This is a genomic window from Halomonas sp. BN3-1 (assembly GCF_003056325.1).
In the GTDB taxonomy this organism is placed as follows: Bacteria; Pseudomonadota; Gammaproteobacteria; order Pseudomonadales; family Halomonadaceae; genus Halomonas; species Halomonas litopenaei.
Map to the genome: position 1 here is coordinate 283,224 of NZ_PYVV01000004.1, position 24,230 is coordinate 307,453.

General features: G+C 66.4%; 24 protein-coding genes. 6 read left to right on the top strand and 18 right to left on the bottom strand.

Annotation, left to right across the window (positions count from 1 at the left end; translation table 11 throughout):
- Positions 1 to 76: 76 nt before the first annotated feature.
- Positions 77 to 634, bottom strand: a complete 558-nt coding sequence (locus tag C9F12_RS07945; RefSeq protein WP_108448510.1) for a lactoylglutathione lyase family protein — start codon at positions 632 to 634, stop codon at positions 77 to 79.
- A gap of 99 nt (positions 635 to 733) precedes the next feature.
- On the opposite strand from C9F12_RS07945, the gene C9F12_RS07950 reads away from it, so the two are divergent.
- Entirely contained in the window at positions 734 to 1,621 is an 888-nt protein-coding gene (locus C9F12_RS07950) for a LysR family transcriptional regulator (protein WP_108448549.1), read from the top strand.
- A gap of 30 nt (positions 1,622 to 1,651) precedes the next feature.
- On the opposite strand, the gene C9F12_RS07955 is transcribed toward C9F12_RS07950, so the two are convergent.
- From C9F12_RS07955 to def, 6 genes are all read right to left on the bottom strand, one after another.
- Complete coding sequence (locus C9F12_RS07955; protein ID WP_108448511.1) at positions 1,652 to 3,100, bottom strand: TrkH family potassium uptake protein; 1,449 nt, start codon at positions 3,098 to 3,100, stop codon at positions 1,652 to 1,654.
- Positions 3,101 to 3,232: 132 nt separating this feature from the next.
- The gene (trkA, locus tag C9F12_RS07960) at positions 3,233 to 4,606 is read right to left on the bottom strand and encodes a Trk system potassium transporter TrkA (RefSeq protein ID WP_045995220.1); all 1,374 of its coding nucleotides are present in this window, start codon (positions 4,604 to 4,606) and stop codon (positions 3,233 to 3,235) included.
- A gap of 178 nt (positions 4,607 to 4,784) precedes the next feature.
- The gene (locus C9F12_RS07965) at positions 4,785 to 4,991 is read right to left on the bottom strand and encodes a dodecin (RefSeq protein ID WP_045995219.1); all 207 of its coding nucleotides are present in this window, start codon (positions 4,989 to 4,991) and stop codon (positions 4,785 to 4,787) included.
- 59 nt (positions 4,992 to 5,050) lie between these two features.
- Entirely contained in the window at positions 5,051 to 6,355 is a 1,305-nt protein-coding gene (rsmB, locus tag C9F12_RS07970; protein ID WP_045995222.1) for a 16S rRNA (cytosine(967)-C(5))-methyltransferase RsmB, read from the bottom strand.
- Between the two features lie 71 nt (positions 6,356 to 6,426).
- Positions 6,427 to 7,404, bottom strand: coding sequence for a methionyl-tRNA formyltransferase (gene fmt, locus C9F12_RS07975; protein WP_108448512.1), 978 nt, complete (start codon positions 7,402 to 7,404; stop codon positions 6,427 to 6,429).
- Positions 7,405 to 7,574: 170 nt separating this feature from the next.
- On the bottom strand, positions 7,575 to 8,087 hold the full coding sequence (def, locus tag C9F12_RS07980; RefSeq protein WP_045992735.1) for a peptide deformylase: 513 nt from the start codon (positions 8,085 to 8,087) through the stop codon (positions 7,575 to 7,577).
- A 218-nt stretch (positions 8,088 to 8,305) separates the two neighbouring features.
- On the opposite strand from def, the gene dprA reads away from it, so the two are divergent.
- The 4 genes from dprA (at position 8,306) to aroE (ending at position 12,284) form a co-directional block, all read left to right on the top strand.
- Positions 8,306 to 9,640, top strand: a complete 1,335-nt coding sequence (gene dprA, locus C9F12_RS07985; RefSeq protein ID WP_240184201.1) for a DNA-processing protein DprA — start codon at positions 8,306 to 8,308, stop codon at positions 9,638 to 9,640.
- A 177-nt stretch (positions 9,641 to 9,817) separates the two neighbouring features.
- Positions 9,818 to 10,378 carry a Sua5/YciO/YrdC/YwlC family protein gene (locus C9F12_RS07990; RefSeq protein WP_108448513.1) on the top strand — a complete coding sequence of 187 codons (561 nt, stop codon included), beginning with the start codon at positions 9,818 to 9,820 and terminating at the stop codon, positions 10,376 to 10,378.
- A 95-nt stretch (positions 10,379 to 10,473) separates the two neighbouring features.
- Positions 10,474 to 11,406, top strand: coding sequence for an oxygen-dependent coproporphyrinogen oxidase (gene hemF, locus C9F12_RS07995; protein WP_108448514.1), 933 nt, complete (start codon positions 10,474 to 10,476; stop codon positions 11,404 to 11,406).
- Positions 11,407 to 11,462: 56 nt separating this feature from the next.
- The gene (gene aroE / locus C9F12_RS08000) at positions 11,463 to 12,284 is read left to right on the top strand and encodes a shikimate dehydrogenase (protein WP_108448551.1); all 822 of its coding nucleotides are present in this window, start codon (positions 11,463 to 11,465) and stop codon (positions 12,282 to 12,284) included.
- 151 nt (positions 12,285 to 12,435) lie between these two features.
- Here aroE and C9F12_RS08005 read toward each other — a convergent pair whose 3' ends face one another.
- Both C9F12_RS08005 and C9F12_RS08010 read right to left on the bottom strand, forming a co-directional pair.
- Positions 12,436 to 12,708: a hypothetical protein gene (locus C9F12_RS08005; protein WP_108448515.1), complete on the bottom strand. Its 273-nt coding sequence runs from the start codon at positions 12,706 to 12,708 to the stop codon at positions 12,436 to 12,438.
- A gap of 134 nt (positions 12,709 to 12,842) precedes the next feature.
- Positions 12,843 to 13,646, bottom strand: coding sequence for a M48 family metallopeptidase (locus C9F12_RS08010; protein WP_108131243.1), 804 nt, complete (start codon positions 13,644 to 13,646; stop codon positions 12,843 to 12,845).
- 180 nt (positions 13,647 to 13,826) lie between these two features.
- On the opposite strand from C9F12_RS08010, the gene C9F12_RS08015 reads away from it, so the two are divergent.
- Complete coding sequence (locus C9F12_RS08015) at positions 13,827 to 14,702, top strand: ATP-binding protein (protein ID WP_045992741.1); 876 nt, start codon at positions 13,827 to 13,829, stop codon at positions 14,700 to 14,702.
- Positions 14,703 to 14,868: 166 nt separating this feature from the next.
- Here the strand turns inward: C9F12_RS08015 and der are convergent, their stop codons facing one another.
- The 9 genes from der to ndk form a co-directional block, all read right to left on the bottom strand.
- Entirely contained in the window at positions 14,869 to 16,272 is a 1,404-nt protein-coding gene (gene der, locus C9F12_RS08020; RefSeq protein ID WP_045992742.1) for a ribosome biogenesis GTPase Der, read from the bottom strand.
- Entirely contained in the window at positions 16,269 to 17,435 is a 1,167-nt protein-coding gene (bamB, locus tag C9F12_RS08025) for an outer membrane protein assembly factor BamB (RefSeq protein ID WP_108131244.1), read from the bottom strand. Before bamB ends, der begins: the two co-directional genes overlap by 4 nt.
- Complete coding sequence (locus C9F12_RS08030) at positions 17,432 to 18,091, bottom strand: tetratricopeptide repeat protein (RefSeq protein ID WP_045992744.1); 660 nt, start codon at positions 18,089 to 18,091, stop codon at positions 17,432 to 17,434. Before C9F12_RS08030 ends, bamB begins: the two co-directional genes overlap by 4 nt.
- A 28-nt stretch (positions 18,092 to 18,119) precedes the next feature.
- Entirely contained in the window at positions 18,120 to 19,403 is a 1,284-nt protein-coding gene (gene hisS, locus C9F12_RS08035; RefSeq protein ID WP_108448516.1) for a histidine--tRNA ligase, read from the bottom strand.
- Between the two features lie 60 nt (positions 19,404 to 19,463).
- Positions 19,464 to 20,576 (bottom strand): flavodoxin-dependent (E)-4-hydroxy-3-methylbut-2-enyl-diphosphate synthase, encoded by a 1,113-nt coding sequence (gene ispG, locus C9F12_RS08040; protein ID WP_045992780.1) that lies wholly within the window; start codon positions 20,574 to 20,576, stop codon positions 19,464 to 19,466.
- Positions 20,577 to 20,585: 9 nt separating this feature from the next.
- Positions 20,586 to 21,665 carry a helix-turn-helix domain-containing protein gene (locus tag C9F12_RS08045; protein WP_108448517.1) on the bottom strand — a complete coding sequence of 360 codons (1,080 nt, stop codon included), beginning with the start codon at positions 21,663 to 21,665 and terminating at the stop codon, positions 20,586 to 20,588.
- Between the two features lie 31 nt (positions 21,666 to 21,696).
- Positions 21,697 to 22,434, bottom strand: coding sequence for a type IV pilus biogenesis/stability protein PilW (gene pilW, locus C9F12_RS08050; protein WP_052704343.1), 738 nt, complete (start codon positions 22,432 to 22,434; stop codon positions 21,697 to 21,699).
- Between the two features lie 120 nt (positions 22,435 to 22,554).
- Positions 22,555 to 23,682 carry a 23S rRNA (adenine(2503)-C(2))-methyltransferase RlmN gene (gene rlmN, locus C9F12_RS08055; protein WP_108448518.1) on the bottom strand — a complete coding sequence of 376 codons (1,128 nt, stop codon included), beginning with the start codon at positions 23,680 to 23,682 and terminating at the stop codon, positions 22,555 to 22,557.
- Positions 23,683 to 23,782: 100 nt separating this feature from the next.
- The gene (gene ndk, locus C9F12_RS08060) at positions 23,783 to 24,208 is read right to left on the bottom strand and encodes a nucleoside-diphosphate kinase (RefSeq protein WP_045992747.1); all 426 of its coding nucleotides are present in this window, start codon (positions 24,206 to 24,208) and stop codon (positions 23,783 to 23,785) included.
- Positions 24,209 to 24,230: the final 22 nt, after the last annotated feature.

Genomic DNA, 24,230 nt, shown 5'->3' on the forward strand with positions numbered 1-24,230 from the left:
GTGAAGGATCGATTATCCATGAACGAGGAGGGCAGGCCAAACCCTGGCCTGCCCTCGAGCTGACATTGTCCGGCGTTCAGTCCTGATAGGCGCCAGCGGAATAGGTCAGTTCGTAGCTGTGCGAGTAGATCTCGAGGATGTTGCCGAACGGATCTTCCATGTAGATCATCCGGTAGGGCTTCTCGCCGGGATAGTACTCGCGCACCTTGGGCATGCGCTTCTTGCCGCCGGCGGCGACGATGCGCTCGGCCAGGCCCTCGACGTCGGGATCCTGGACGCAGAAGTGGAACACGCCGGTCTTCCAGTACTCGAAGTTGTTCTCCGGGTCCTCGTGGTTGGCGAACTCGAACAGCTCCACGCCGACCCGGTCACCGGTGGACAGGTGGGCGATACGGAAACTGCCCCAGCCAGGACCGAAGACGTCGGTGCACATCTCGCCGATGGCGGAGTCGTCTTCCTCGATGGTGGTCGGCGCCATGATCTGGTACCAGCCCAGCACCTGGGTGTAGAACGCCACCGCGGCCTCCACATCCGGCACCGAGATGCCGATATGGGAGAAGCTGCGGGGATAACTGTTTGAAGAGTTGGCGGGAGCGTCGTGGTTGGCGTTTGCCAAGGCGTCTTGCTGGCTCATGGAGTGTCACCTCTTGATGCAGGAATGATGAGCACAGTCTGGGCCGGGATCGCTATAATGAAAATCGACGCGACGTTATGGTGATGATAATAGATGCTTATGGCAAATCCGCTCTGGCTACGCTCGTTTCAGGCGTTGGTGGAGCAGGGCAACTTTACCCGCGCCGCCGAGCGCCTTGATCTGACCCAGGCGGCGGTCAGCCAGCATATCCAGCGCCTGGAGGCCGAGCTGGGACTGTTGTTCATTCGCCGGCCTCGGCGGCTCGAGCTGACCCCGGCAGGCCACGCCCTGCTGGACTATCTGAACGAACGTGAACGGGTCGATCAGCGCCTTACCCAGCGCCTGGCCGGTGATCTGGACGATCATGGCGAGATCAGCCTGATGACACCAGGGAGTATCGGGCTTGCGATCTACCCGCGTCTGCTGGCGTTGCAGAAGCGCGCGCCGGGGCTGGCGATTCGCCATCGCTTCGGTCCGACGCGGGAGATCGTCGAGGCCGTCATCGACGGCAAGGTGGAGATGGGGCTGGTGGGCGAGCGTCCCGACGACGCCAGTCTGACGGTCAGCGAGTTTGCCACCGAGGCGCTGGAACTGGTGGTACCGGCCGACACCCGTGTCGAGACGTTCGATGAGCTGATGGCGCTGGGCTTTATCGACCATCCGGATGGCAAGGCCCTGGCCACCCGTCTGCTCAGTCGGCGTTTTCCGGGCTCACCGGGCTACGCCCGCTGGCCGCGCAGCGGCTTTACCAATCAGATTGGCCTGATCCTGGCGCCGGTGGCCCAGGGGCTGGGCTTCAGCGTGTTGCCACGCTTTGCCCGGGAGGCCTTCGAGGACCAGCACGCCATCCGTGTGGTCGAGGGCGCCCCCGAGGTCAGCGATACCCTCTACCTGATCCAGCGCGCCGAGTGGCCACTGTCGGCCCGGGCACAGCGGGCGCTTTCGGTGATGCGAGAGGCGGTGGCGGGTGCAGCCACGGGGCTTTAGCAGCCGGCGCTGATGCCGCCGTCCTGCGAGTTACTTGCGCCAGAAGGCCGGGGTAAACAACACCAGAACGGTAAAGATCTCCAGGCGCCCCATCAGCATCGCCATCACCAGGATCCACTTGGCCATGGTCGGCATGTCACCGTAGTGCAGACTGGCCTCGCCCAGCGCCGGCCCCAGATTGTTGAGCGCCGAGCCCACGGTGGACCAGGCGGTGACCTGGTCGACCCCGGTGGCCATCACCCCCACCAGCATCAGGAAGAACAGCAGCACATAGGCCGAGAAGAAGCCCCACACCGCCTGGGCGATGCCGTCGGGTACGCTGACCTTGCCGATCTTGACCGCGATCACCGCATTGGGGTGGATCAGGCGCATGATCTCGCGCATGCCCTGCTTGATGATCAGGATGATGCGGATGACCTTCATGCCGCCGCCGGTGGAGCCGGAGCTGGCGCCGACGAAGGCGGCGATGAACAGCAAAAGCGGCAGGGCGCCGGGCCAGGCGGAGAAGTCGGCCACCGAAAAGCCGGCGGTGGTGGCTACCGAGACCACCTCAAAGATGCCGTGGCGAAGTCCCACGGTGGTCTCTTCGGTACCGGTCAGCCACAGCACCACCACGGTGATGCTGGCCAGCCCCGTCAGGTACAGCAACAGAAAGCGCGCCTCGGAGTCTTCCCAGTAGTGGCCGATACGGCGTTCGCGCCAGGCCAGGAAGTGCAGGCTGAAACTGAGCGCGGAGATCAGCATGAAGACGATACAGATGGCCTCGATCACCGCGCTGTCGAAGTAGCCGATGCTGGCGTCGTGGGTCGAGAAACCGCCGATGGCCACGGTGGAAAAGCTGTGGCCCAGGGCGTCGAACCAGTCCATCCCGGCGGCCATGTAGGCCAGCATGCACACCACCGTCAGGGTGGCGTAGATGTACCACAGTGCCTTGGCGGTCTCGGTGATCCGCGGGGTCAGCTTGGAATCCTTGAGCGGCCCTGGTATCTCGGTACGGTACAGCGCCATGCCGCCGACCCCCAGGGTCGGCAGGATCGCCACCGCCAGCACCACGATGCCCATGCCACCGAGCCACTGCAGCTGCTGACGGTAGTAGAGGATCGCCTCGGGCAGGAAGTCGATGCCGGTGATCACCGTGGCACCGGTGGTGGTCAGCCCCGAGAACGATTCGAACACCGCGTCGGTGAACGACAGTGCGGTGCTGCCGGTGAGCATCAGCGGCAGCGAACCGAACAGCCCCAGCACCGTCCAGAACATGGCGGCGATCAAAAAGCCGTCGCGGGTGCGCAATTCCCGCCGGGCACGACGATTGGGCAGGAACATCAGCGCGCCGGTCAGCACGGTGATGGCGATGGCGATCAGAAAGGCGTCCCAGGTGCCGTCGCCGAACAACAGCGAGATGGCGATGGGCGGCACCATGGTCAGGCTGAACATCATCAGCAGCAGCCCGAGAATGCGCAGGATCATCCTCAGGCTCATGGCGTCCTGCCTCCTGGCTGACAGCAACAGGCGGGGGACATGTCGGGACGGGTCGTCGTCTCAAGCCCGGTCGGCATCGGACTCATGCGGCGGCTCTCCTTGGTATGGCGGCAGGGGCGAGGGGCGCGCCCATCAGAAAAAGGTCAATCCGACCTGGAACAGGCGTTCGACGTCACGGATCTTGCGCTTGTCGACCACGAACAGGATGACGTGGTCACCGCTCTCCACTACTACGTCGTCGTGGGCGATCAGCACTTCCTTGCCGCGCACCACCGCGCCAATGGTGGAGCCACCGGGCAGGTCGATGTCGCCGATGGCACGACCGACCACCCGGGAGGACTGACTGTCGCCGTGGGCGATGGCCTCGATGGCCTCGGCGGCGCCGCGGCGCAGCGAGTGGACGTTGACGATGTCACCGCGGCGCACATGGGTCAGCAGGCTGCCGATGGTGGCCTGCTGGGGCGAGATGGCGATGTCGATCTCGCCGCCCTGGACCAGATCCACGTAGGCGGCGTTGTTGATCAGGGTGAGCACCTTCTTGGCACCCATGCGCTTGGCCAGCATCGACGACATGATGTTGACCTCGTCGTCGTTGGTCAGCGCGCAGAAGATGTCGCAGTCCTCGATGTTCTCCTCTTCCAGCAGGCGTTTGCTGGTCGCGCTGCCGTGCAGTACCACGGTGCGGTCGAGGCGTTCGGAGAGCTGGGTGCAGCGCTCGAGGCTGTGCTCGATCATCTTGACCTGGTGGCTGTGCTCGAGGTGCTCGGCCAGGCGCTCGCCGATGTTGCCGCCGCCGGCGATCACCACCCGGCGGAAGTCGCGATCCAGTCGCCTCAGCTCGCTCATCACCGCGCGGATATCGCGCCGGGCGGCGATGAAGAAGACCTCGTCGTCGGCCTCGATCACCGTGTCGCCACGCGGAATGATCGGACGGTTGCGCCGGTAGATGGCGGCCACCCGGGTGTCGACGCTGGGCATGTGACGGCGCAGGAAGCCGAGCTCCTGGCCGACCAGCGGACCGCCGTAGAAGGCCTTGACCGCCACCAGCTGGACCAGTCCACCGGCGAATTCCAGCACCTGCAGGGCGCCGGGGTGCTCGATCAGCCGGCGAATATGGTCGGTGACCACCTGCTCGGGGCTGATCAGTACGTCGATGGGCACCGCCTCGTGGGCGAACAGTCCCTTGCGCGCCAGGTAGGCGGTGGCGCGCACTCGGGCAATCTTGGTCGGGGTACGAAACAGGGTATGGGCGACCTGACAGGCGATCATGTTGACCTCGTCGGAGTTGGTCACCGCGATCAGCATGTCGGCGTCTTCGCAGCCGGCCTGGCGTAGCACCATGGGGTAGGAGGCCGCCCCGGAGACGGTGCGGATGTCGAGCCGGGTATGCAGCTCGCGCAGGCGCTCACCGTCGGTGTCCACCACCGTGATGTCGTTCTCCTCGCGGGCCAGGTGCTCCGCCAGGGTGCCGCCAACCTGGCCGGCGCCGAGAATGATGATCTTCATCGTCGTCGTGTCCGAAGAGGGGTTCAGAGCCTATGGTGCGTTGCAGCATTGAGCCAGCATACCCGAGCTCTGAACAGTACAACAGGGCGGGAGAGTCCCGCCCTGTGCTGAAAGGAAACACCGCAGGACTTGTGCAATGCAAGTCCCGTGGGTCTCCGGGTCGAATCAGCCTCGCAGCTCAGTCGAGGGTGAAGCCGACCTTGACCGTGACCTGCCAGTGGGCCACCCGGCCATTCTCGATATGGCCGCGGGTATCGGTCACCTCGAACCAGCGCAGGTCATGCACGGTTTCCGAGGCCTTGGTGATGGCCCGCTGTACCGCATCTTCGATGCTGGTTTCCGAGGAACCGGTCAACTCGATCTGCTTGTAGACGTGTTGGCTCATACAGACTCCCTGTTGGAGAAGCATAGGTCACGGGCGGCCAGGCCGACGTCCTGGTCGGACTAGCGGCCCGCCTTCACCAGTCTGGCATAGAAGAAGCCGTCATGGCTGTCGACCTTCGGTAACAGTTGGCGTCCGGCCCCGGAAACCTGGCCCCAGGCGATGCCGTCGGGCATCTGCTCGCTGGCGTCCGGGGTGCGCGCGAGAAAGTCGCGGATCTGGTCGCGATTCTCTTCCGGCAGCACCGAGCAGGTGGCGTAGAGCAAGGTGCCGCCGGGCTTGAGCAGCGGCCACAGATTGTCGAGCAACGCGCGCTGAAGCTGGGCCAGCTGGGCAATGTCGCTGGGCCGACGCAGGCGCTTGATGTCGGGATGACGGCGGATGACGCCACTGCCGGAGCAGGGGGCGTCGAGCAGGATGGCGTCGAACGGGGTGCCGTCCCACCAGTCACGCTCGGTGGCGTCGCCCTGGGCCAGGGTCGCCGACAGGCCCAGACGAGTCAGGGTGTCTTCCACCCGTGCCAGGCGCGCGGCATCGGAGTCGATGGCGTGCAGGTCGACGTCGAACAGCTCGAGCAGGTGAGCGGTCTTGCCACCGGGGGCGCAGCAGGCGTCGAGCACGCGCGCACCCGGCCGCGGTGCCACCACCGGGCCAAGCAGCACCGCAGCCAGTTGGGCGGCCTCGTCCTGGACACTGACGTGGCCCTGGGCGAAGCCGGGCAGGGCCTCCACGTCGCGGGCGGTCTCCAGCACCAGCCCGTCCGGGGCGTGGGCGCATAGCCTGGCGGAGATGCCGGCACCGTCGAGGATATCCAGGTACTGCTCGCGGTCGTTGTGGCGACGATTGACCCTCAGGGTCATCGGTCCCGGCTGGTTGTTGGCCTCGCAGATCGCCTGCCAGTCATCGGGCCAGGCCTGGCGCAGCGACTTGAGCCACCAGCGTGGGTGCAACAGCGCCACCGCCGGGTCACGGTCGACTTCGGCTTCCAGCGTCGACGACTCGCGCTGCAGCCGGCGCAGACAGCCGTTGAGCACCCGGGTGGCCCAGGCCTTGCCGAGTAGACGCGCGGCACCGGCGGTCTCGCCTACCGCCGCGTGGGCCGGGATGCGCAGGTACAGGAGTTGATAGGCGCCCAGCAGCAGCAGCGCCTGAATGTCGGCATCGCGACTCTTGAACGGTTTCTCGAGCAGCTGGGCGGCCAGTGCCTCGAGCCGTGGCAGGGTGCGGCAGACGCCGAAGCACATGGCCTTGAACAGGGCACGGTCGCGGGCCACCACCTGATGGTCGTCCAGGGTGGCCAGCGAGCCCTTGCCGGTGATCACCGGCACCAGCGCCTTGGCTGCGGCGGCGCGGACACAGTCACCCATGTCGCGTCGGGCGTTGGCGTGACGACGGCCATGGTGGGGTGGCTTGCGATCGCGTGGGGGTTGAGAATCGCTCATGCGGAGGTCTCCGGGAAAGGACGTCCCAGCAGCGTGCCCTGGGGAAAGCGTTCGGCCCTGGCGCGCAACAGCTCGGATACCGCCAGCGCCTTGCCGCCGGGCAGCTGGGCCCGGGTGATGCGAAGGCGCTCGCGGCCCTCGGCGCCACAGGCCACCAGCAGCTCGGAGTCGGCGCGGGTGATGGTGCCGGGCGACTCTGGTGCGCCGCCATCGGCCGGCTCGGCCAGGTGGATACGTAGACGCTCATCGCCCAGCGCGCACCAGGTCACCGGCCAGGGATTGAAGGCGCGCACCCGGGCGGCCAGGGTCGCGGCGGGCTGGGCGAAGTCCAGCTCGGCCTCGGCCTTGCTGAGCTTGGAGGCGTAGGTGACGCCCTGTTCGGGCTGCGGCGTGGCGGCAAGCTCACCGTCGGCAAGTCGGTCGAGGGCCTCGACCATGGCCTTGCCACCGATCTCGGCCAGGCGATCGTGCAATTCGCCGCCGGTGGTGGTGGGCAGGATCTCGGTGCGCCGGATGATCAGCATGTCGCCGGTATCGAGTCCCTCGTCCATCTGCATGATGGTGACGCCGCTCTCGTCATCGCCGGCCTCGATCGCCCGCTGAATCGGCGCTGCACCGCGCCAGCGCGGCAGCAGCGAGGCGTGGACGTTGAGGCAGCCCAGGCGCGGTGCCTCGAGTACCGGCAACGGCAGGATCAGGCCGTAGGCCACCACCACCATGACGTCGGCGTCCAGCGCGGCCAGGGCGCGCTGTTCGGCTTCGTCCCTGAGCCGCTCGGGCTGGTACACCGGCAGGCCGTGCTCCAGCGCCAGCGACTTGACCGGGCTTGGCGTCAGCTTGCGGCCGCGTCCGGCGGGGCGATCGGGTTGGGTATAGACGGCAATCACCTGGTGGTGACTGGCCAGCAGCGCCGAGAGACTCTCGGCGGCGAAGTCGGGCGTGCCAGCGAAGATCACGCGCAGCGATCGGGTCATGTTCAGGGCCTTGGCCGAAGAATGCGGGGACAATAGTAACGGAGACGGGCGAAACGACGAAGACCGACAACGTGATTCACGTTGTCGGTCTTCGTCGTAGGCGGTTGCGGGGCCGAGGCAATGGCTATTTCTGGGCCGAGATGGCGGCGGCCTGAGGGCTGCGCAGCGGCTCAGGCGCCCTGCATCTGGCGATGACGCTTCTGCATCTTCTTCATCACCCGGTCACGCTTGAGCGGTGACAGGTAGTCGACGAACAGCACGCCCTCGAGGTGGTCGAGCTCATGCTGGATGCAGTGGGCCAGCAGTCCGTCGGCTTCGAGCTCGTAGGGCTCGCCGTCGCGTCCCTGAGCCTTCAGCTTTACCCGCAGCGCGCGCGGCACCTCGGCGTAGTACTCGGGGATCGACAGGCAGCCTTCCTGCATCGGTTCCCGTTCGTCCCCCAGCGGGGTGACCTCGGGGTTGATCAGCACCAACGGGGTGGACTGATCTTCGCTGACGTCGATCACGATGACTCGGCGATGCACGTCCACCTGGGTGGCGGCGAGGCCGATACCCGGTGCGGCGTACATGGTCTCCAGCATGTCATCGACCAGCTGGCGGACCTCGTCATCGACGTTTTCGACGGGCACTGCCTTGTTGCGCAGCCGCTCGTCGGGAAACTCGAGAATAGGGAGTCTGGCCATGCTGTGGTACCACCGTTATTCGTTCGGTTCGTGTTGCCCATTCTAGGACGACGCCGGGGGTGACCCTAGTCGTTGGCGCCAATGAGCGTGATAGGTCGCTACTATAACATGCCAGAATCGCCGTCGCGCACCGCCTGGAGCCGAGACGGCGAAGACCGCCAAGGCGTGTCGCGCCTGCCTGCCTATACTGCCGGCACTCGGCCAGGGAGGGCTCTGTCATGGAACTTGGCTTCGCACGCTGGATGGCGTTGAACGCACTGCCTCAGGTGGGCCCACGACGGTTGGCTCGCCTGCGCCAGTTAAACCCTGACTGGCCCGGTGGCTGGCTGGCCCGGCTGCCGCCCGGGGCCGCGGCGGAACTGCGCTTGTGGCTGGATCATCCCAGACGCAGCCCGCTGACGGCGTTGATCGAGCAGGCCGAGGCGTGGCTGGCCGGCGAGGCCGGGGAGCTTCACGCCAGCCAAGCCAGCCAAGCCAGCCAAGGCTCACAAGCCGCCCAAGACGGCAGCAAAGAGCGCAGCGCTGCCAATGGAGGTCGCCTCCATGAGCGGGCCGAGGCGCGCCACCTGCTGCATCCCGATCATCCGCGCTGGCCGGCCCTGCTCGACCAGATCCCGGACCCGCCGGTGCTGCTGTGGGCGCTTGGCGATCTCGATGCCCTGATACCGCCGAGGCTTGCCCTGGTGGGGTCGCGGCGGCCCACCCGCGAAGGCTTGGTCAATGCGCGCAGTTTTGCGGTGGCGCTGGCGGAGGCCGGCTGGTGTCTGGTCAGCGGCATGGCGCTCGGCATCGACGGTGCCGCCCAGGCGGCGGCGCTGGATCTTGGGGGGCGCAGTATCGCGGTGCTGGCCGGCGGCGTCGACGTGGTCTATCCCGGCCAGCACGGCGCCCTGTATCGGCGCCTTCGCGACGACGGTGGTCTGCTGCTGGCGGAGTCTCCTCCCGGCACGCGGCCTCGCTCGGGGGATTTTCCCCGACGCAACCGCATCGTCACCGGGCTGTCCTGCGGTGTGCTGGTGGTGGAGGCCGCCGAACACAGCGGCTCGCTGGTCAGTGCCCGCCTGGCCGGCGAGCAGGGCCGCGAGGTATTGGCGCTACCCGGCTCCATCCACTCGCCCCAGGCCCGGGGCTGCCTGCGGCTGATCCGCGAGGGCGCCGCCCTGGTCAGACACCCCGACGACCTGTTCGAGGAACTGGCGTGCTGGGGGCCGCGACGCGCGACCCCGCAGTGCATTGCGGCTGGTGCCGCCGATGGTCATATAGATAGCCATGTAGATCGCCATGTAGATAGTCCTGTAGATAGCCCTGGCGATCATCCTGTCGATAGTCCTCTAGACAGCGCCTCCGAGCGCACCGGGGCAAGGCCCGCGCCTTCCCCGGGTCGCAAGCTGCTCGATCTGCTGAGCGCCACCCCGTTGGCGGTGGACGATCTGATGGGGCTGGCGGGATGCGATGTGGCCGCCTGCCAGCGTGAACTGACGCTGCTCGAGATCGCAGGACAGGCCGGGTTGGTGGCCGGCGGCTGGGTGCGCCTGGATGGGGGCAAGGGCTAGCCGCCCGATGACGAGGCCCGGCCGAACAGGGTGCCCATGGCCGTGGGGGAACGGGCGGATCGTCTACGTCGGCGGCGACAGCGGCGTGCGACGCAAGTCCCGACGCCGTGCTAGCATGGCGCAACGAGACTCCCTACCCTGATCTTTCGATTCGGTACCGATTCAGATAACGACCCCATGAGTGATTCCGATTCCGCCCTCGTGCCCGTCGTCGACGCCCTGCGTCGTGGCGGTGTCATTGCCTATCCCACCGAGGCCGTCTGGGGCCTGGGCTGCGATCCCGACAACGAAGAGGCGCTGACCCGGCTGTTGCGCCTGAAGCGCCGTGACCCGGCCAAGGGGGTGATCCTGATCGCCGCCACCATCGAGCAGTTTGCTCCCTGGCTCGAAGGATTGCCGGCCGACCTTCATGCGCCTCTTGTCGCCAGCTGGCCGGGCCCCAACACCTGGCTGGTGCCGGACAATGGTCGCACCCCGTCGCTGGTACGAGGCTGCCACGACAAGGTGGCGCTGAGGGTCAGCGATCATCCCGGTGTACAGGCGCTGTGTCGTGCCTTCGGCGGGCCGCTGGTGTCCACCTCGGCCAACCGGGCAGGAGAAGCGCCGGCCATGAGCGAAGCGGACATTCGGCGAATCTTCGGCAACGAGCTGGACGCGGTCGTGCCGGGAGAGCTGGGCGGCAATCCTCGCCCCAGCACCATCCGTGACCTGCTAAGCCGCGAGACCCTGCGCCACTGACATGGCTCTCGGCCCGGCCCTGGGCGCACCTTTTTACGCATCGCTTTTGTTCATCGTTTTTACTCATCGCTTTTTACTTAACAACAGGAGCAGACGTGTCCGAGCCCAATCTCGAAGAGGTCAAACGCTACCTGCTGGAATTGCAGGATCGCCTGTGCGAGGCCCTGGCCGAGGCCGACGGCGAAGGGCGCTTCCATGAAGACGACTGGGTGCGTGAGGAAGGCGGCGGCGGCCGTTCCCGGGTCATCGAGGAAGGCGCGCTGTTCGAAAAGGGCGGGGTCAATTTCTCCCACGTCCACGGCGCGACCCTGCCCCCGGCGGCCACCGCAGCACGACCGGAACTCGCCGGGCGCGGCTTTCAGGCGGTGGGGGTGTCCTGGGTGCTGCATCCGCGTAATCCCCACGTACCCACCAGCCACGGCAATGTGCGCTTCTTCATCGCCAGTGCCGAGGGCGAGGCGCCGGTATGGTGGTTCGGCGGCGGCTTCGATCTGACGCCCTACTACCCCCAGTTTGAAGACGCCTGTCACTGGCACCGGGTGGCCCATGAGCTGTGCCAGCCGTTCGGTGACGACGTCTACGACCGCTACAAGCGCTGGTGCGACGACTACTTTTTCCTCAAGCACCGAGGCGAGACCCGTGGTGTCGGCGGTCTGTTCTTCGATGACCTCAACGAGGGGGGCTTCGACCGCTGCTTCGCGTTTCAGCGCGCGGTAGGGGATGGCTTCCTGAACGCCTATCTGCCCATCGTGGAACGTCGTCGCGATACCTCCTGGGGCGAGCGCGAACGTGAATTCCAGCTGTATCGGCGAGGTCGCTACGTGGAATTCAACCTGGTCTGGGACCGTGGCACCCTGTTTGGCCTGCAGAGCGGCGGTCGCACCGAGTCCATCCTGATGTCGATGCCGCCGCTGGCGCGCTGGCAGTACGACTACCAGCCGCAGCCCGGCTCTCCCGAGGCGGCGCTGGATGCCTATCTGGTGCCCCGGGACTGGCTTGGTGAAGAGGCCTCGAGCCAAGCGCGATGACCGTCAGCGGTCACAATGCGGCATACGACAACGTCAAGAGCGAGGTTAACCGTCCGATGAACGATCGTTACTGTGTGTTCGGCAATCCGGTGGGGCATTCGAAATCGCCGGTGATCCACAGCACCTTTGCCGAGCAGACCGGTGAATCGCTGGAATACACCGCCATCGAGGCGCCACTGGAGGACTTCGGCGGAGCCTGGCGCGCCTTTGTTGCCGAGGGCGGGCGCGGCGCCAATGTGACGGTGCCGTTCAAGGAAGACGCCTACCGGCTGTGCGACAGCCTGAGCGAACAGGCGCAGCGGGCCGGGGCGGTCAACACCCTGACGCTCAAGGCCGATGGCAGCGTCGAGGGTCACAATACCGATGGTATTGGCCTGGTGGCGGACCTGGAGCGCCAGCAGGTAAGGCTTGAGGGTGCACGTATTCTGGTATTGGGTGCCGGAGGCGCGGTGCGCGGCGCGCTGGAAACGTTGCTGTCGCGACGTCCCGCCTCGCTGCGGCTGGCCAACCGCACCGCCGCCAAGGCCGAGGCGCTGGCGCGGGATTTCGCCGACCTGGGCCCCATCCAGGGCGGCGGCTACGACGCCGCTGACGAGCGCTATGACCTGGTCATCAACGGCACCAGCGCAAGCCTTGCCGGTGACCTGCCGCCGCTGCCGGAGGATCTCTTCAATGAGGGGGCTGTCGCCTACGACATGATGTACGGCGCCGAGCCGACGGTGTTTCTGGCCTGGTCGGCCGAGCGAGGGGCGAGCACCAGCGATGGTCTCGGCATGCTGGTGGAACAGGCGGCGGCGGCCTTTGAACGCTGGCGTGGCGTCACGCCGGATACCGGCCCACTGCATCGAAAGCTGCGGGCCGAGCTCGACGCCGCCTGAAGCCGCTTTCGCGGACACATCGGCAGCAACGACAACGGCGCCCCTGGCTCACTGCCATGGGGCGCCGTTGTCGTTGGGCGTCGATGTCGTCGATGTCGTCGGTCAGGAGCCGTCAGCCCCTGGTCGTCAGTCACCAGCCACGCGCCGCGTTTCAGCCGCGTCGACGGTAGAGCCCCAGCATGCACAGCCCCAGCCCGACCACCGACACCAGCAGGCCACCGTTGACCAGCCAGGGGCTGCGAACGATCCAGGGAACGAAGGGCGAAGGGGTGTCGCCACAGTGGCCGGCCAGGTAGTTCCAGTGGCCCTGGTCGACCAGTTCGCACTGGCGGATATCGCCGAGTTCCAGGAAGAACAGGGTCAACAACACCACAATGGGCACGACGAGCAGGATCAGGCCGAGCCTGGTGGAGGTGAGTTTCATGGCACCAACGAAGTGTGGAAGTGACGGGAGCCGAGGCCTCCAGGAATAGAGGCCTCCAGGAATAGAGGCCTCGGCGATAGATGCCCCCTTGTCAGCAGCCTGTTGACAGGCTGCAGGGCAGGGGCTGTTCTGGTTCAGGGCGCCTTGCAGCTGGGCGTCAGGCCACGGGCCTGGGCTTGCTCGTAGCGTGCCATGGCGTCGTTCATGCCCGCCTCGAGCCCGGCGATACGGTTGCCGTGTGCCGGGTGGGTGGACATCCACTCCGGCGGCTGGCCGCCGCCGGCGGCGCTCATGTTCTGCCACAGCTGGACGCTGGCGCGGGGATCGAAGCCGGCGTCGGCCATCAGCTGCAGACCGATGGTGTCGGCCTCGCTCTCGTGACTGCGCGAGAACGGCAGCAGGATGCCGTACTGGGCGCCCATGCCCATGGCCGCCATCAGCTGGTCGCTGCCGGTGACCCCCTGGGAGCCGAGGGCCGTACCGACCACCGACATGCCAAGCTGGGTCGCGCTTTCGGTGGAGGCGCGTTCGTTGGCGTGGTGGGCCAGCACGTGGCCGATCTCGTGGCCGATGACGGTGGCCAGCTGGTCCTGGTTGGTGGCGACGTCGAGCAGGCCGGTGTTGACCCCCACGTAGCCGCCCGGCAGGGCAAAGGCGTTGGCGTCCTCGGACTCGAACACCTTGACCTGCCAGTTCTGATTGCGCTGGTCTTCCGGCAGCGCCTGGACCACGTTGCGGGTCACGCACTGCACGTACTCGAGCTGGCGCCCGCTCACGGTGGGCAGCTCCTGCTGGTACTGGTCGAAGGCCTGGGCCCCCATCTGGCTGAGCTGCTGTTCGTCCAGCAACAGCATCTGGGAGCGACCAGTGGGTGAGGTGGAACAGGCAGCAACGGTAACCATCAGGGCGCAGGCGCCCACGGCCTTCATCCAGCGCATGGGGGGTCTCCTTGTCATGATCCGCCGGGGTCGAGCCCGAGCGTGTAGAATCGGTGGCAACTGGCCTCAAGATACCCGGACTGCTGGAAGGGTCAACAGCAAAGGTAGTGCACGGCCGGTCGCTAACCAGCGACAGACCCTGACCGGCGGCCATCATTCGTTACAAGGACACCTGCCCCGATGGACACTCAACTCGCCCAGCGTCTGCTGGCCCTTCTCGATCGCGTCGAACCCTGGCTGCCCGAGCCCCGCCCTGCGGTGGACTGGCGTCGTGACGTCGCTGCGCTGTGGCAGCGCCACGCCCTCGGCGGGCAACTGGTGCCGGTGCCGCCTCGGGATGCCCTGAGCCTGGACGACCTGGTCGGGGTGGAGCGCCAGAAGCGCGAGCTGCTGGCCAATACGCGGGCCTTTCTGCGTGGCCTGCCGGCCAATCACGCGCTGCTGTGGGGCTCTCGTGGCAGTGGCAAGTCGTCGATGGTGCGCGCGCTGCTCAACACCTTGGCTGACGAAGGTCTGCGGCTGATCCAGGTGGACCGCCACGACCTGGCCGGACTGCCGCTGCTGGTGGAGCAGTTGCGTCACGAACCGGCGCGCTTCGTGGTGTACTGCGATGATCTGTCCTTCGAAGGATCCGACGACGCCTACAAGGCGCTCAAGAGTGTCCTCGACGGCACCCTGACCGGCCCCCCGGAAAACGTGCTGATCTACGCCACCTCCAACCGGCGCCACCTGATGCCGGAGCATATGAGCGACAACCAGCAGAGCCACCTGACGCCGGACGGCGAGGAGTTGCACCACGGCGATGCGGTGGAGGAGAAGATCTCGCTGTCCGACCGCTTCGGGTTGTGGCTGGCGTTTCATCCGTTCAACCGGGAGACCTATCTCGATACCTGTCGCCACTGGGTCGAGCGCCTGGGCCAGCCGCAGGACTGGGATGACGAAGCGCCGGTGGCGGCCACCCGCTTTGCCACCATGAGAGGTGGACGCAGCGGCCGCTGTGCCTACCAGTTTGCGCTGGACTGGGTAGGGGCTCGTCGCCTGGCAGAGCAAGCCTGAGGCGCTGCCGCAGGCTTGCAGGCCAGGCTCAGCAGCGAGCGAGGCATGGTCTCGACATCCGGCAGCATGCGTGCACGAAAACGCCCGGTTCCTCTGGCGAGGGACCGGGCGTTTCGTTGTCGTTCAACACCAGGGGCGAAAGAGCGGCGAGTGACGCCGGTGACGCTTAGCGGCGGCTCTTGCGCGCCTCCTTGGTGCGCCCCAGTTCGCGCTTCTTGGCCTTTTCCTTGTCGGAGGCTTCGGCCAGTCGGTCGTAGGGGTTCTTGCCGGAGCGGAACTCGAAGCGCATCGGCGTGCCTCGGACCTTGAGCACCTTGCGGAAGGTGTTGGTCAGGTAGCGCTTGTAGGCTTCGGGCAGCTTGTCGGTCTGGTTGCCGTGGACCACGATGATCGGCGGGTTGCTGCCGCCCTGGTGGGCCATGCGCAGCTTGATCCGGCGGCCGTGGACCATCGGCGGCTGGTGCTGCTCGACGGCGTCCTGCAGCAGCGTGGTCAGACGGTTGGTCGACCAGTGGCTGTTGGCGGAGGCGAAGGCGCGCTCCAGCGACGGGTACAGGTCGCCCACGGCGGTGCCGTGCAAGGCCGAGATGAAGTGCAGCTCGGCGTAATCGGCGAAGCCCAGACGGCGCTTGATCTCGGCGCGCATCTTGTCCTTGGCCTCGCTTTCCAGGCCGTCCCACTTGTTGACCGCCAGTACCAGCGCGCGGCCAGAGGTCAGCACATAGTCGAGCAGGTGCAGATCCTGCTCCACCAGGCCGGTGCGGGCATCGAGCACCATGATCGCGACGTGGCACTCCTTGATCGCGTCCAGGGTCTTGATGATCGAGAACTTCTCGGCCACCTCGGTGACGTTCTTGCGCCGCCGGACGCCGGCGGTATCGACCAGTACGTAGGGCTTGCCGCGACGCTCGAAGGGGATCTCGATGGCGTCGCGGGTGGTGCCGGCTTCATCGAATACCACCACCCGGTCCTCGCCCAGCAGGCGGTTGACCAGGGTCGACTTGCCCACGTTGGGACGACCGATGACACCGATGCGGATACCCTTGCTGCCGGTGTCCGCGGGGATGTCCATGTCGCGCTCGGGGAACGGCGAGAGCACCTCGTCGATCAGCGCGGTGACATTACGGCCGTGGGCCGCTGCGATGGGCCGGGGATCGCCGAGACCGAGCTGCCAGAAGTCGGCCATGGCCGAGTGTTCCTCGAGGCCGTCGGTCTTGTTGACCACCAGCCAGGTCTTCTTCTGGTTGACCCGCAGGTGGTTGGCGATGGCCTCGTCGGCGACATTGAGGCCGGCACGCGCGTCCACCAGGAACAGCACGATGTCGGCTTCGTCGATGGCCTGCAGCGACTGTTCGGCCATGGCCGCGTCGATGCCTTCCTCGTCACCGCTGATGCCGCCGGTGTCGATGACGGTGTAGGCCTTGTTGCCGAGCATACCGTTGCCGTACTTGCGATCCCGGGTGAGGCCGGGGAAATCGGCCACCAGGGCGTCGCGAGAGCGGGTCAGGCGGTTGAACAGGGTCGACTTGCCCACATTGGGCCTGCCGACCAGTGCGATCACGGGGGTCATGGGCGGATGTCCAGAGCCTCCAGGCTTCCGTCATTGGCCAGGGCGTACACGCGCTTGCCGTCGGTGAGAGGGCGCACGCTGATGCCTGAGCCGTCGATATGGGTGCGGCCGACCAGGCGTCCGCTGCTGGCGTCGATAAAGTGCACATAGCCTTCGGCGTCGCCGAGCACGATGCGGCCGTCGGCGAAGGCAGGGGCGGTCACCGAGCGACCGTAGAGGTCCTCCAGGCGCCACAGCTCGTTGCCGCTGTTGGCGTCGAAGGCGATCAGGCGGCTGGCCTCGTCGACCACGTAAAGCGTCTCGCCCACCAGCACCGGGGTGTGGTAGCTGGACAACGGCGTCGACCACAGGGTCTCGCCGCTCTGGGCGTTGAGCGCCACCAGGCGACCATTGAAGCTGGTCACGAACAGGCGGCCGTCCGGAGTCAGCACCGGCTGGCCGGCCAGGTCGACCAGACGGTCGATGTCATTCATGCCGGTGGCCACGGCGATGGTGCGCTCGGAGATCTGCTGGCCCGAGCGGTTGTCGATGATCGACAGACGGCCGTTGGCAAAGCCGGCGAAGGTCACCTGATCGATGGCGGTGGGGGTGCCGGTGCTGCGCAGGGTCAGCGACGGCATATTGGCGCTGAACACCCACTGGCGGTCACCGGACAGGCGATCCAGGGCGGTCACGGTGCCGTCCACCGCCTGCACGATCAACAGCTGGGTGGTCGGCTGGGGCGCGGCCAGCACTTCGCTGGGCACACGGGTACGCCACTTGACCCGGCCATTGCGCTGGTCGAGGGCGACCACCTCGCCGTTGCGGGTGGCGAGGAACAGATCGCCGTCCACTGCGGTGATACCGCTGGAGATCGGTGATTCCAGTTCGGACTCCCACCGGGTGTCGCCGTTGGCGGTGTTGAACGCCTCGACCAGGCCTTCCTCGTCGGCGGCGAACAGGGTGGAACCGGCCAGGGCGGGTTCGATGGGGTAGGTGGCCTCACCCAGGCCTGCGCCCACGCCTTCGCTCCAGCGGGTTTCGACCCGGGTGGACTCGGCGAAGTCCTTGAGCTCCTTGGGCGGATACTGGGGCTCGGACTTGCTCGCGCAGCCGGTCAGCAGGGCGGTCAGGGTGACGGCGGTCGCCAGGGCGATCCGGGTTCGGTTAAACGGGGTCTTCATAGGGTGGCCTCCTGATCACCGAGGTCGTCGAGCTTGAGCGAGATACCGTAGAGCGGCTGACCGCTTTCTTCGGCCAGTGACTGGGCGCTCTGCCAGGCCTCGGCGGCCTGGTCGTGCTGGCCGGTGGCGTGGTAGATGTCGCCGCGCACGTTGTCGCGCTGGGCGGCCAGGGCCTCGGGGATGTCACCGTCGAGGGTGGCAAGGGCGGTCTCGTGGTTGCCCTCGGCGCTCTGCAGGCGCGCCAGGCGCAGGCGGGCGAGGCCGGTCAGGTAACCATCGTCGCTGCCCTCGATGAGGGTCTCCAGCGACTCGCGGGCGCCCTCGACATCGCCTGCGTCGACCTCCAGGCGGGCCTCGAGCAGCAGCGCAAGCTCGCTGTACAGGGTGCCGTCGTGGTCTTCCTGCAGGGTGTCGACCAGCCCCTGGGCCTGGGCCAGGGCCCCGTCGTCGAGGCTGTCGCGGCTGGCCAGGTCAAGAAGCTGCTGGTAGCTGCTGGAGGCGGCCACGGCCTGCCCCTGCTGGTAGTCCTGCCAGGCGTTCCAGCCGAACACGCCAGCGGCGGCCAGTACCGCACCGGCGAGCAGCGAGGTGCCGTTTTCCTTCCACCAGCGCTTGATCGCCTCAAGCTGTTCTTCTTCGGTTCTCAGCTCCGCCACGGGCGGTCTCCTTCTAATGGTCGTGCCGTCACTCGGACAGCAGGCTCGTCAGGGTGGTGGCCAAGGACGCTTGCTCGACCACGCGTTGTTCGCGGTCGTCACGCAGGAACTTGATCGCCACCTGGCCGTTTTCACGTTCGTTTTCGCCGATCAGCAGGGCGAGGCGGGCACCGCTGCGATCGGCCTTCTTGATGCGGCTCTTGAAGCTGCCGCCGCCACAGTGCAATTGCACGCCAAGGGCCGGCAGTTCATCGCGCAGGCGCTCGGCCAGGGCCATGGCGTCGCCGTCGGTGCTGGCGTCCATGCCCAGCACGTAGGCGTCGAGCGGGGCACGGGCCTCCTGCGGCACGATGTCCAGGGTCTCGAGCAGCAGGATCAGACGCTCGATGCCCATGGCGAAGCCCACCGCCGGGGTCGGCTTGCCGCCGAGTTGCTCGACCAGGCCGTCGTAGCGTCCGCCGGCGCACACGGTGCCCTGGCTGCCGAGGGCGTCGGTGGTCCACTCGAACACGGTGCGGCAGTAGTAGTCGAGACCGCGCACCAGGCGCGGGTTGATCACGTAGTCGATGCCGGCGGCGTCGAGTCGCGCGGTCAGCGTCTCGAAGTGCTCGCGGGACTCCTGATCCAGGTGATCCATCAGCTGGGGTGCCTGGCTCAGCATCTCGGCCATGGCCGGATTCTTCGAGTCGAGGATACGCAGCGGGTTGCTGGTCAGGCGGCGCAGCGAGTCCTCGTCGAGGACCTCGCGGTGCTGCTCGAAGTAGGCCACCAGGGTGTCGCGGTAGGCCGCGCGCGCCTCGTTGGAGCCCAGCGAATTGAGCTCCAGGGTGACGTGATCAAACAGGCCGAGCTGCTTCCACAGACGCGCCGACAGCAAGATGACTTCGGCGTCGATGTCCGGGCCTTCCAGGCCGTAGGTCTCGACCCCGACCTGATGGAACTGACGGTAGCGGCCCTTCTGCGGGCGCTCGTGGCGGAACATCGGGCCGGTGTACCACAGCCGCTGGGTCTGGTTGTACAGAAGGCCATGTTCCATCGCCGCGCGAACCGCGCTGGCGGTACCCTCGGGGCGCAGGGTCAGGCTGTCGCCGTTGCGGTCCTCGAAGGTGTACATCTCCTTCTCGACGATGTCGGTGACCTCGCCGATCGAGCGGGCGAACAGGGCCGTCTGCTCGACGATAGGGGTACGGATCTCGTTGTAGCCGTAGCGCCTCATCAGCGCCTGAACCTGGGACTCGAAGTACTGCCACACCGGCGAGGCGTCGGGCAACAGGTCATTCATGCCACGGATGGCCTGGATCTTCTTGCTCAAAACTTGCTCCTTGGTCTCGCCGTAGTCACGGCCCTCGCCCGGCCTCACCGGGCGAGAGCGTTACAGGCGAGCGATGACGTCGCGTTCTGTCGCTTCCTTCTCGGCGACCTTCTGGCGAATCAGCGCCTCGAGATCGTCGACCAGGTGGTCATTGCGCAGTTTGCTGGCGGGCTTGCCGTCGATGTAGACGAGGTTGGCCGGGGTGCCGCCGGTCAGACCCAGATCGGCTTCCTTGGCCTCGCCGGGGCCGTTGACCACGCAGCCGATGACGGCCACGTCCAGCGGCGTCATCACATCCTCGAGGCGCTCTTCGAGGGCGTTCATGGTGCTGATGACGTCGAAGTTCTGACGCGAACAGCTTGGGCAGGCGATGAAGTTGATACCCTTGGCCCGCAGGCGCAGGCTCTTGAGCATGTCAAAGCCGACCTTGACCTCTTCGACCGGATCCGCCGCCAGCGATACCCGGATGGTGTCGCCGATACCGTCCATCAGCAGCATGCCAAGGCCGATGGAGGACTTGACGGTGCCCGAACGCAGACCGCCTGCCTCGGTGATACCCAGGTGCAGCGGCTGCTCGATGCGTGAGGCCAGGTCACGGTAGGCGGCCACCGCCATGAACACGTCGGAGGCCTTGACGCTGACCTTGAAGTCGGGAAAGTCGAGGCGATCCAGGTGATCGATATGGCGCATCGCCGATTCGACCAGGGCCGCCGGCGTCGGTTCCCCGTACTTCTTCTGCAGGTCCTTCTCCAGCGAGCCGGCGTTGACGCCGATACGGATCGGGATACCGTTGTCACGGGCGGCGGAGACCACCGCCTGGACGCGGTCTTCACGGCCGATATTGCCGGGATTGATGCGCAGGCAGTCGACGCCGAGCTCAGCCACGCGCAGGGCGATGCGGTAGTCGAAGTGGATGTCGGCCACCAGCGGCACCTGGGTGCCCTGCTTGATGCGACCGAAGGCCTCGGCGGCGTCCATGGTCGGCACCGAGACGCGTACGATATCGGCGCCGGCCTGTTCGAGGGCACGAATCTGGCCAAGGGTGGCCTCGACGTCCAGGGTGTCGGTGTTGGTCATGCTCTGCACCGAGATGGGAGCGTCGCCCCCGACCGGTACCGAACCGACATGAATCTGGCGTGACTGGCGTCTTTTGATCGGTGAGTGCGAATGCATGGCGATCAATCACTCTCCCAGGGTAAAGCGGGCGACATTGTTTCTGCCGGCGCGCTGTTGCAGGTCGACGGTTTCTCCGCCCCACAACAACTCCACGCCGGTGGCGTTGCCGACAGTCATGCGGAAGGGCGGCTCGCCCTCCACGGTGGCTTCGGTGCCCGGGGACTGCAGGCCGACGAAGACACGGGTATTGGTGCTGTCGAAGATCTCGGTCCAGGACTGCTCGTTGAAGGTCAGCTTGAGGATACGACGGCTGTCGGCAGCCGGCGCGGCCTCGGCGGCGTCCTCATCCTCGGCGCCCTGGGCATCGTCGACGCTAGCTGTCTGCTCGTCGCTGGCGTCGTCGGCACCAGCGCTTGCAGCCTGGTCGGTGCTGTCGTTGGCGCTAGCGTCAGCGGGCTCGCTGGCTTCGGCGGCAGCCGCTTCGGTGGCCGCCACGGTGCTCGGCGTCGAGGCGCCAGGCTCGGCGCTGGCGCTTTCTGCAGCGCTGTCGGCGCTGGCCTGCTCGCCATCGACCAGTCCCATCTCGCTGTCCTCGGCGGGCAGCGGGGGCAGGTTGTCGTCGCCCTCGGTGCCCTCGTCGCTGACCGCGGCGTTGCCGTCGATGGTGTCCACCGAGACCGGGCCGTTGTCGCTGACCTCGGGCGGCTCGCTGCCACCACGGCTCTGCCACCACATCAGGGTCAGCCCGATCAGGCCGGCGATGACCACCAGGGTCATCAGCCGAAACAGCCAGGCGCCCAGGCGCGAGGGGGGCTTGTTGATGTACACCGGGGTGACCTTGCGCTCGACTTCCTCGTTGCCCATGCGCGCTTCATACAGCGCCATCACCCGGCCGACATCGACGCCGAGCAACTGGGCGTAGCTGCGCAGGTAGCCGCGTCGGTAGGTCACCACCGGCACTTCATCGTAGTTGTCGATCTCCAGCCCCTCGATCACGGCGGGACGGAGGTTGAGGGCTGCCCCGACTTCCTCGCGGGTCAGCCCCTGGCTCTCTCGTTCATGGCACAGCAAGGCGCCGGGAGAGGCGTCCCCGGAGGGCGTTTTGGACAAGGAGACCTCGGAGTCGGTGTACTGACTGTCGCTCATGGCTGAGCTTCCTTCATCGTGTAAACAGTGATCAAAGCGCGCGTGAAGGCTGGTCGGGTTCGGCCGATGTCCGGGCGCCGGTGTCGGCGTCTCCCAGGCTAGCGGCAAGCTGCCTGGCGGCGGTGGTCCATCCCGCCTGGCTCACGAAGCGATCCAGCTGTGATCGGGCGCGCATAAGGTTGCCCTGTGCGTATTCCAGTTCGGCGAGGGTCAAGTGGCTCGCGGGCAGGCTCGAGTCGATGCGTTGGGATCGCTCCAGCGCCGCCCTGGCCGTCTCGACCTCGCCGAGTTCCCACCGGCAGCGTCCCAGGTTGGCAAACAGCTGGGCCCGGTGGGCATAGTGTATATCGTGACTGGCCTGTTCAAGCTGCTCGCAGGCCTCACCGGTTTGCCCCCGATCATACAGGAAGGCGGCGTAATTGTTGCGTGCCCGGGTGAAGTTCGGGTCTTCATCGAGGGCGCGTCGAAAGAACTCGTCCGCCAGCGCCGCTTCCCCCTGGCGTTGGTGAATCAGTGCCAGGGCCTGCAGCGCGGCGGCGTCATCGGGATCGAGCGAGACGGCGCGATCGAGTGCCGCCGTGGCGCGAGGAAGGTTGCCCTGGCGCAGGTAGGCTTCGCCGAGGTTGCGATAGGCGACGGCGGGGGACTCGTCGGACTGGGGCACGGCGACGGCGCAGCCGGCAAGCGTCAGCGTCAGGGGGAGCGCGATGGCCAGTCCGATGACCAGGCCGCGCAGGCCGGCGCTTGAGCTGTCTGCCTGGCACGTCATGGCGTTGTCGTACTCCCGCTGCTTGGCCGTGGCGGGAAGGCGTCTGGCGACACCCGCCCGTGGGCAGGAAAAGGCCCGAATATCAAAGCGCCGTGCCGGAATGAAGTCAAGACGGCAGGGTCAGTCGGCGTCGATCTGGATCGACTGAATGTAGCGTTCGTGACGACGCGTACGATCCTTGACCCGTCCTACCAGCTGGCCGCAGGCGGCGTCGATGTCATCGCCCCGGGTCGAACGGATCGGCGCGGTATGACCCAGTTCGTAGAGCCAGCGCTGGAAGCGCATCACCTGGTTGCGGGAGGGCTTCTCGTAGCCGGAATGGGGGAAGGGGTTGAAAGGGATCAGGTTGATCTTGCAGGGCAGTTCCTTCAACAGCTCCGCCAGTTCACGGGCATGCTCCTGCTGGTCGTTGACGTCCTTGATCACCGTGTATTCGATGGTGACCTGGCGGGTGTCGTCGCACTTGGCCAGATAACGGTGGCAGGCGTCCAGCAGTGAGCGGATGTTGTACTTGCGGTTGAGCGGTACCAGTTCGGTGCGCAGCGCATCATTGGCGGCGTGCAGCGAGATCGCCAGGCTGACGTCGAGTTCGTCGCCCAGGCGGTCGAGCATCGGTACCACCCCGGAGGTGGACAGGGTGACACGGCGTTTCGACAGGCCGTAACCCTGATCGTCGAGCATCAGCTTCATCGCCGGCACGACGTTGTCGTAGTTCATCAAGGGTTCGCCCATGCCCATCATCACCACGTTGGTGACCGGACGATTGGCGCTGTCCTTGCGTGAGCCGCCACTGTTGGAGGCGACCCATACCTGGCCGATGATCTCGGCGCTGGTGAGGTTACGCTGAAAGCCTTGCTTGCCGGTGGAGCAGAAACTGCAGTCCAGCGAGCAGCCGACCTGGGATGACACACACAGGGTGCGGCGCTTGCCGTTGTCGGCGGGGATAAGCACGGTTTCGACGTAGCTGCCGTCCTCGACCTCCACTACCCACTTGCGCGTCCCGTCCTTGGAGGCGCCTTCATAGACGACCTTGGGACCGCGTACCTCGGCGGTTTCCTCGAGGCGTGCGCGCAGCGCCTTGGACAGGTTGGTCATGGCGGCGAAATCGTCGACGCCTTCGTGGTGAATCCATTTCATCACCTGGGCGGCACGGAACTTCTTCTCGCCGATGGAGAGGAAGAAGGCTTCCATCTCTTCTCGGGTCATGCCGAGCAGGTTGACGCGTTGGGGAGCAGCGGTGGTGGTCATGGCAGGTTCAGCGGGTCGGTGGGCAGAAAGGAGCGAACGGATGCCAGGGGCATCCGTTCACCGATGGGGCCGCAATCACGAGGGTCGGACCCCGACGCCCTTAGCGCGGGCAGATCTCGTCTGCGCCGAAGAAGTAGCTCACTTCGCGCTCGGCGGACTCGGGGGAGTCGGAGCCGTGGACGGCATTGGCGTCGATGGAGGAGGCGAAGTCGGCGCGGATGGTGCCGGCGTCGGCTTCCTTCGGGTTGGTGGCGCCCATCAGCTCGCGGTTCTTGGCGATAGCGTTGTCACCTTCCAGCACCTGCACCACGACCGGACCAGAGGTCATGAAGGACACCAGGTCGCCGAAGAAGGGGCGTTCCTTGTGCTCGGCGTAGAAGCCTTCGGCCTGCTCCTGGGACAGGTGAACCATCTTGGCGGCGACGACCTTCAGTTCGGCCTTCTCGAAGCGCGTGATGATCTCGCCGATGACATTCTTGGCGACGGCGTCGGGCTTGATGATGGACAGAGTGCGCTCTGTAGCCATGAAACTCTCCAGTAGTTGGGCC

Coding starts and splice junctions, on each gene's coding strand:
- C9F12_RS07945 (WP_108448510.1), bottom strand. CDS start 634: ATGAGCCAGCAAGACGCCTTGGCAAACGCCAACCACGACGCTCCCGCC.
- C9F12_RS07950 (WP_108448549.1), top strand. CDS start 734: ATGGCAAATCCGCTCTGGCTACGCTCGTTTCAGGCGTTGGTGGAGCAG.
- C9F12_RS07955 (WP_108448511.1), bottom strand. CDS start 3,100: ATGAGCCTGAGGATGATCCTGCGCATTCTCGGGCTGCTGCTGATGATG.
- trkA (WP_045995220.1), bottom strand. CDS start 4,606: ATGAAGATCATCATTCTCGGCGCCGGCCAGGTTGGCGGCACCCTGGCG.
- C9F12_RS07965 (WP_045995219.1), bottom strand. CDS start 4,991: ATGAGCCAACACGTCTACAAGCAGATCGAGTTGACCGGTTCCTCGGAA.
- rsmB (WP_045995222.1), bottom strand. CDS start 6,355: ATGGGTGACTGTGTCCGCGCCGCCGCAGCCAAGGCGCTGGTGCCGGTG.
- fmt (WP_108448512.1), bottom strand. CDS start 7,404: ATGACCCGATCGCTGCGCGTGATCTTCGCTGGCACGCCCGACTTCGCC.
- def (WP_045992735.1), bottom strand. CDS start 8,087: ATGGCCAGACTCCCTATTCTCGAGTTTCCCGACGAGCGGCTGCGCAAC.
- dprA (WP_240184201.1), top strand. CDS start 8,306: ATGGAACTTGGCTTCGCACGCTGGATGGCGTTGAACGCACTGCCTCAG.
- C9F12_RS07990 (WP_108448513.1), top strand. CDS start 9,818: ATGAGTGATTCCGATTCCGCCCTCGTGCCCGTCGTCGACGCCCTGCGT.
- aroE (WP_108448551.1), top strand. CDS start 11,463: ATGAACGATCGTTACTGTGTGTTCGGCAATCCGGTGGGGCATTCGAAA.
- C9F12_RS08005 (WP_108448515.1), bottom strand. CDS start 12,708: ATGAAACTCACCTCCACCAGGCTCGGCCTGATCCTGCTCGTCGTGCCC.
- C9F12_RS08010 (WP_108131243.1), bottom strand. CDS start 13,646: ATGCGCTGGATGAAGGCCGTGGGCGCCTGCGCCCTGATGGTTACCGTT.
- C9F12_RS08015 (WP_045992741.1), top strand. CDS start 13,827: ATGGACACTCAACTCGCCCAGCGTCTGCTGGCCCTTCTCGATCGCGTC.
- der (WP_045992742.1), bottom strand. CDS start 16,272: ATGACCCCCGTGATCGCACTGGTCGGCAGGCCCAATGTGGGCAAGTCG.
- bamB (WP_108131244.1), bottom strand. CDS start 17,435: ATGAAGACCCCGTTTAACCGAACCCGGATCGCCCTGGCGACCGCCGTC.
- ispG (WP_045992780.1), bottom strand. CDS start 20,576: ATGCATTCGCACTCACCGATCAAAAGACGCCAGTCACGCCAGATTCAT.
- C9F12_RS08045 (WP_108448517.1), bottom strand. CDS start 21,665: ATGAGCGACAGTCAGTACACCGACTCCGAGGTCTCCTTGTCCAAAACG.
- pilW (WP_052704343.1), bottom strand. CDS start 22,434: ATGACGTGCCAGGCAGACAGCTCAAGCGCCGGCCTGCGCGGCCTGGTC.
- rlmN (WP_108448518.1), bottom strand. CDS start 23,682: ATGACCACCACCGCTGCTCCCCAACGCGTCAACCTGCTCGGCATGACC.
- ndk (WP_045992747.1), bottom strand. CDS start 24,208: ATGGCTACAGAGCGCACTCTGTCCATCATCAAGCCCGACGCCGTCGCC.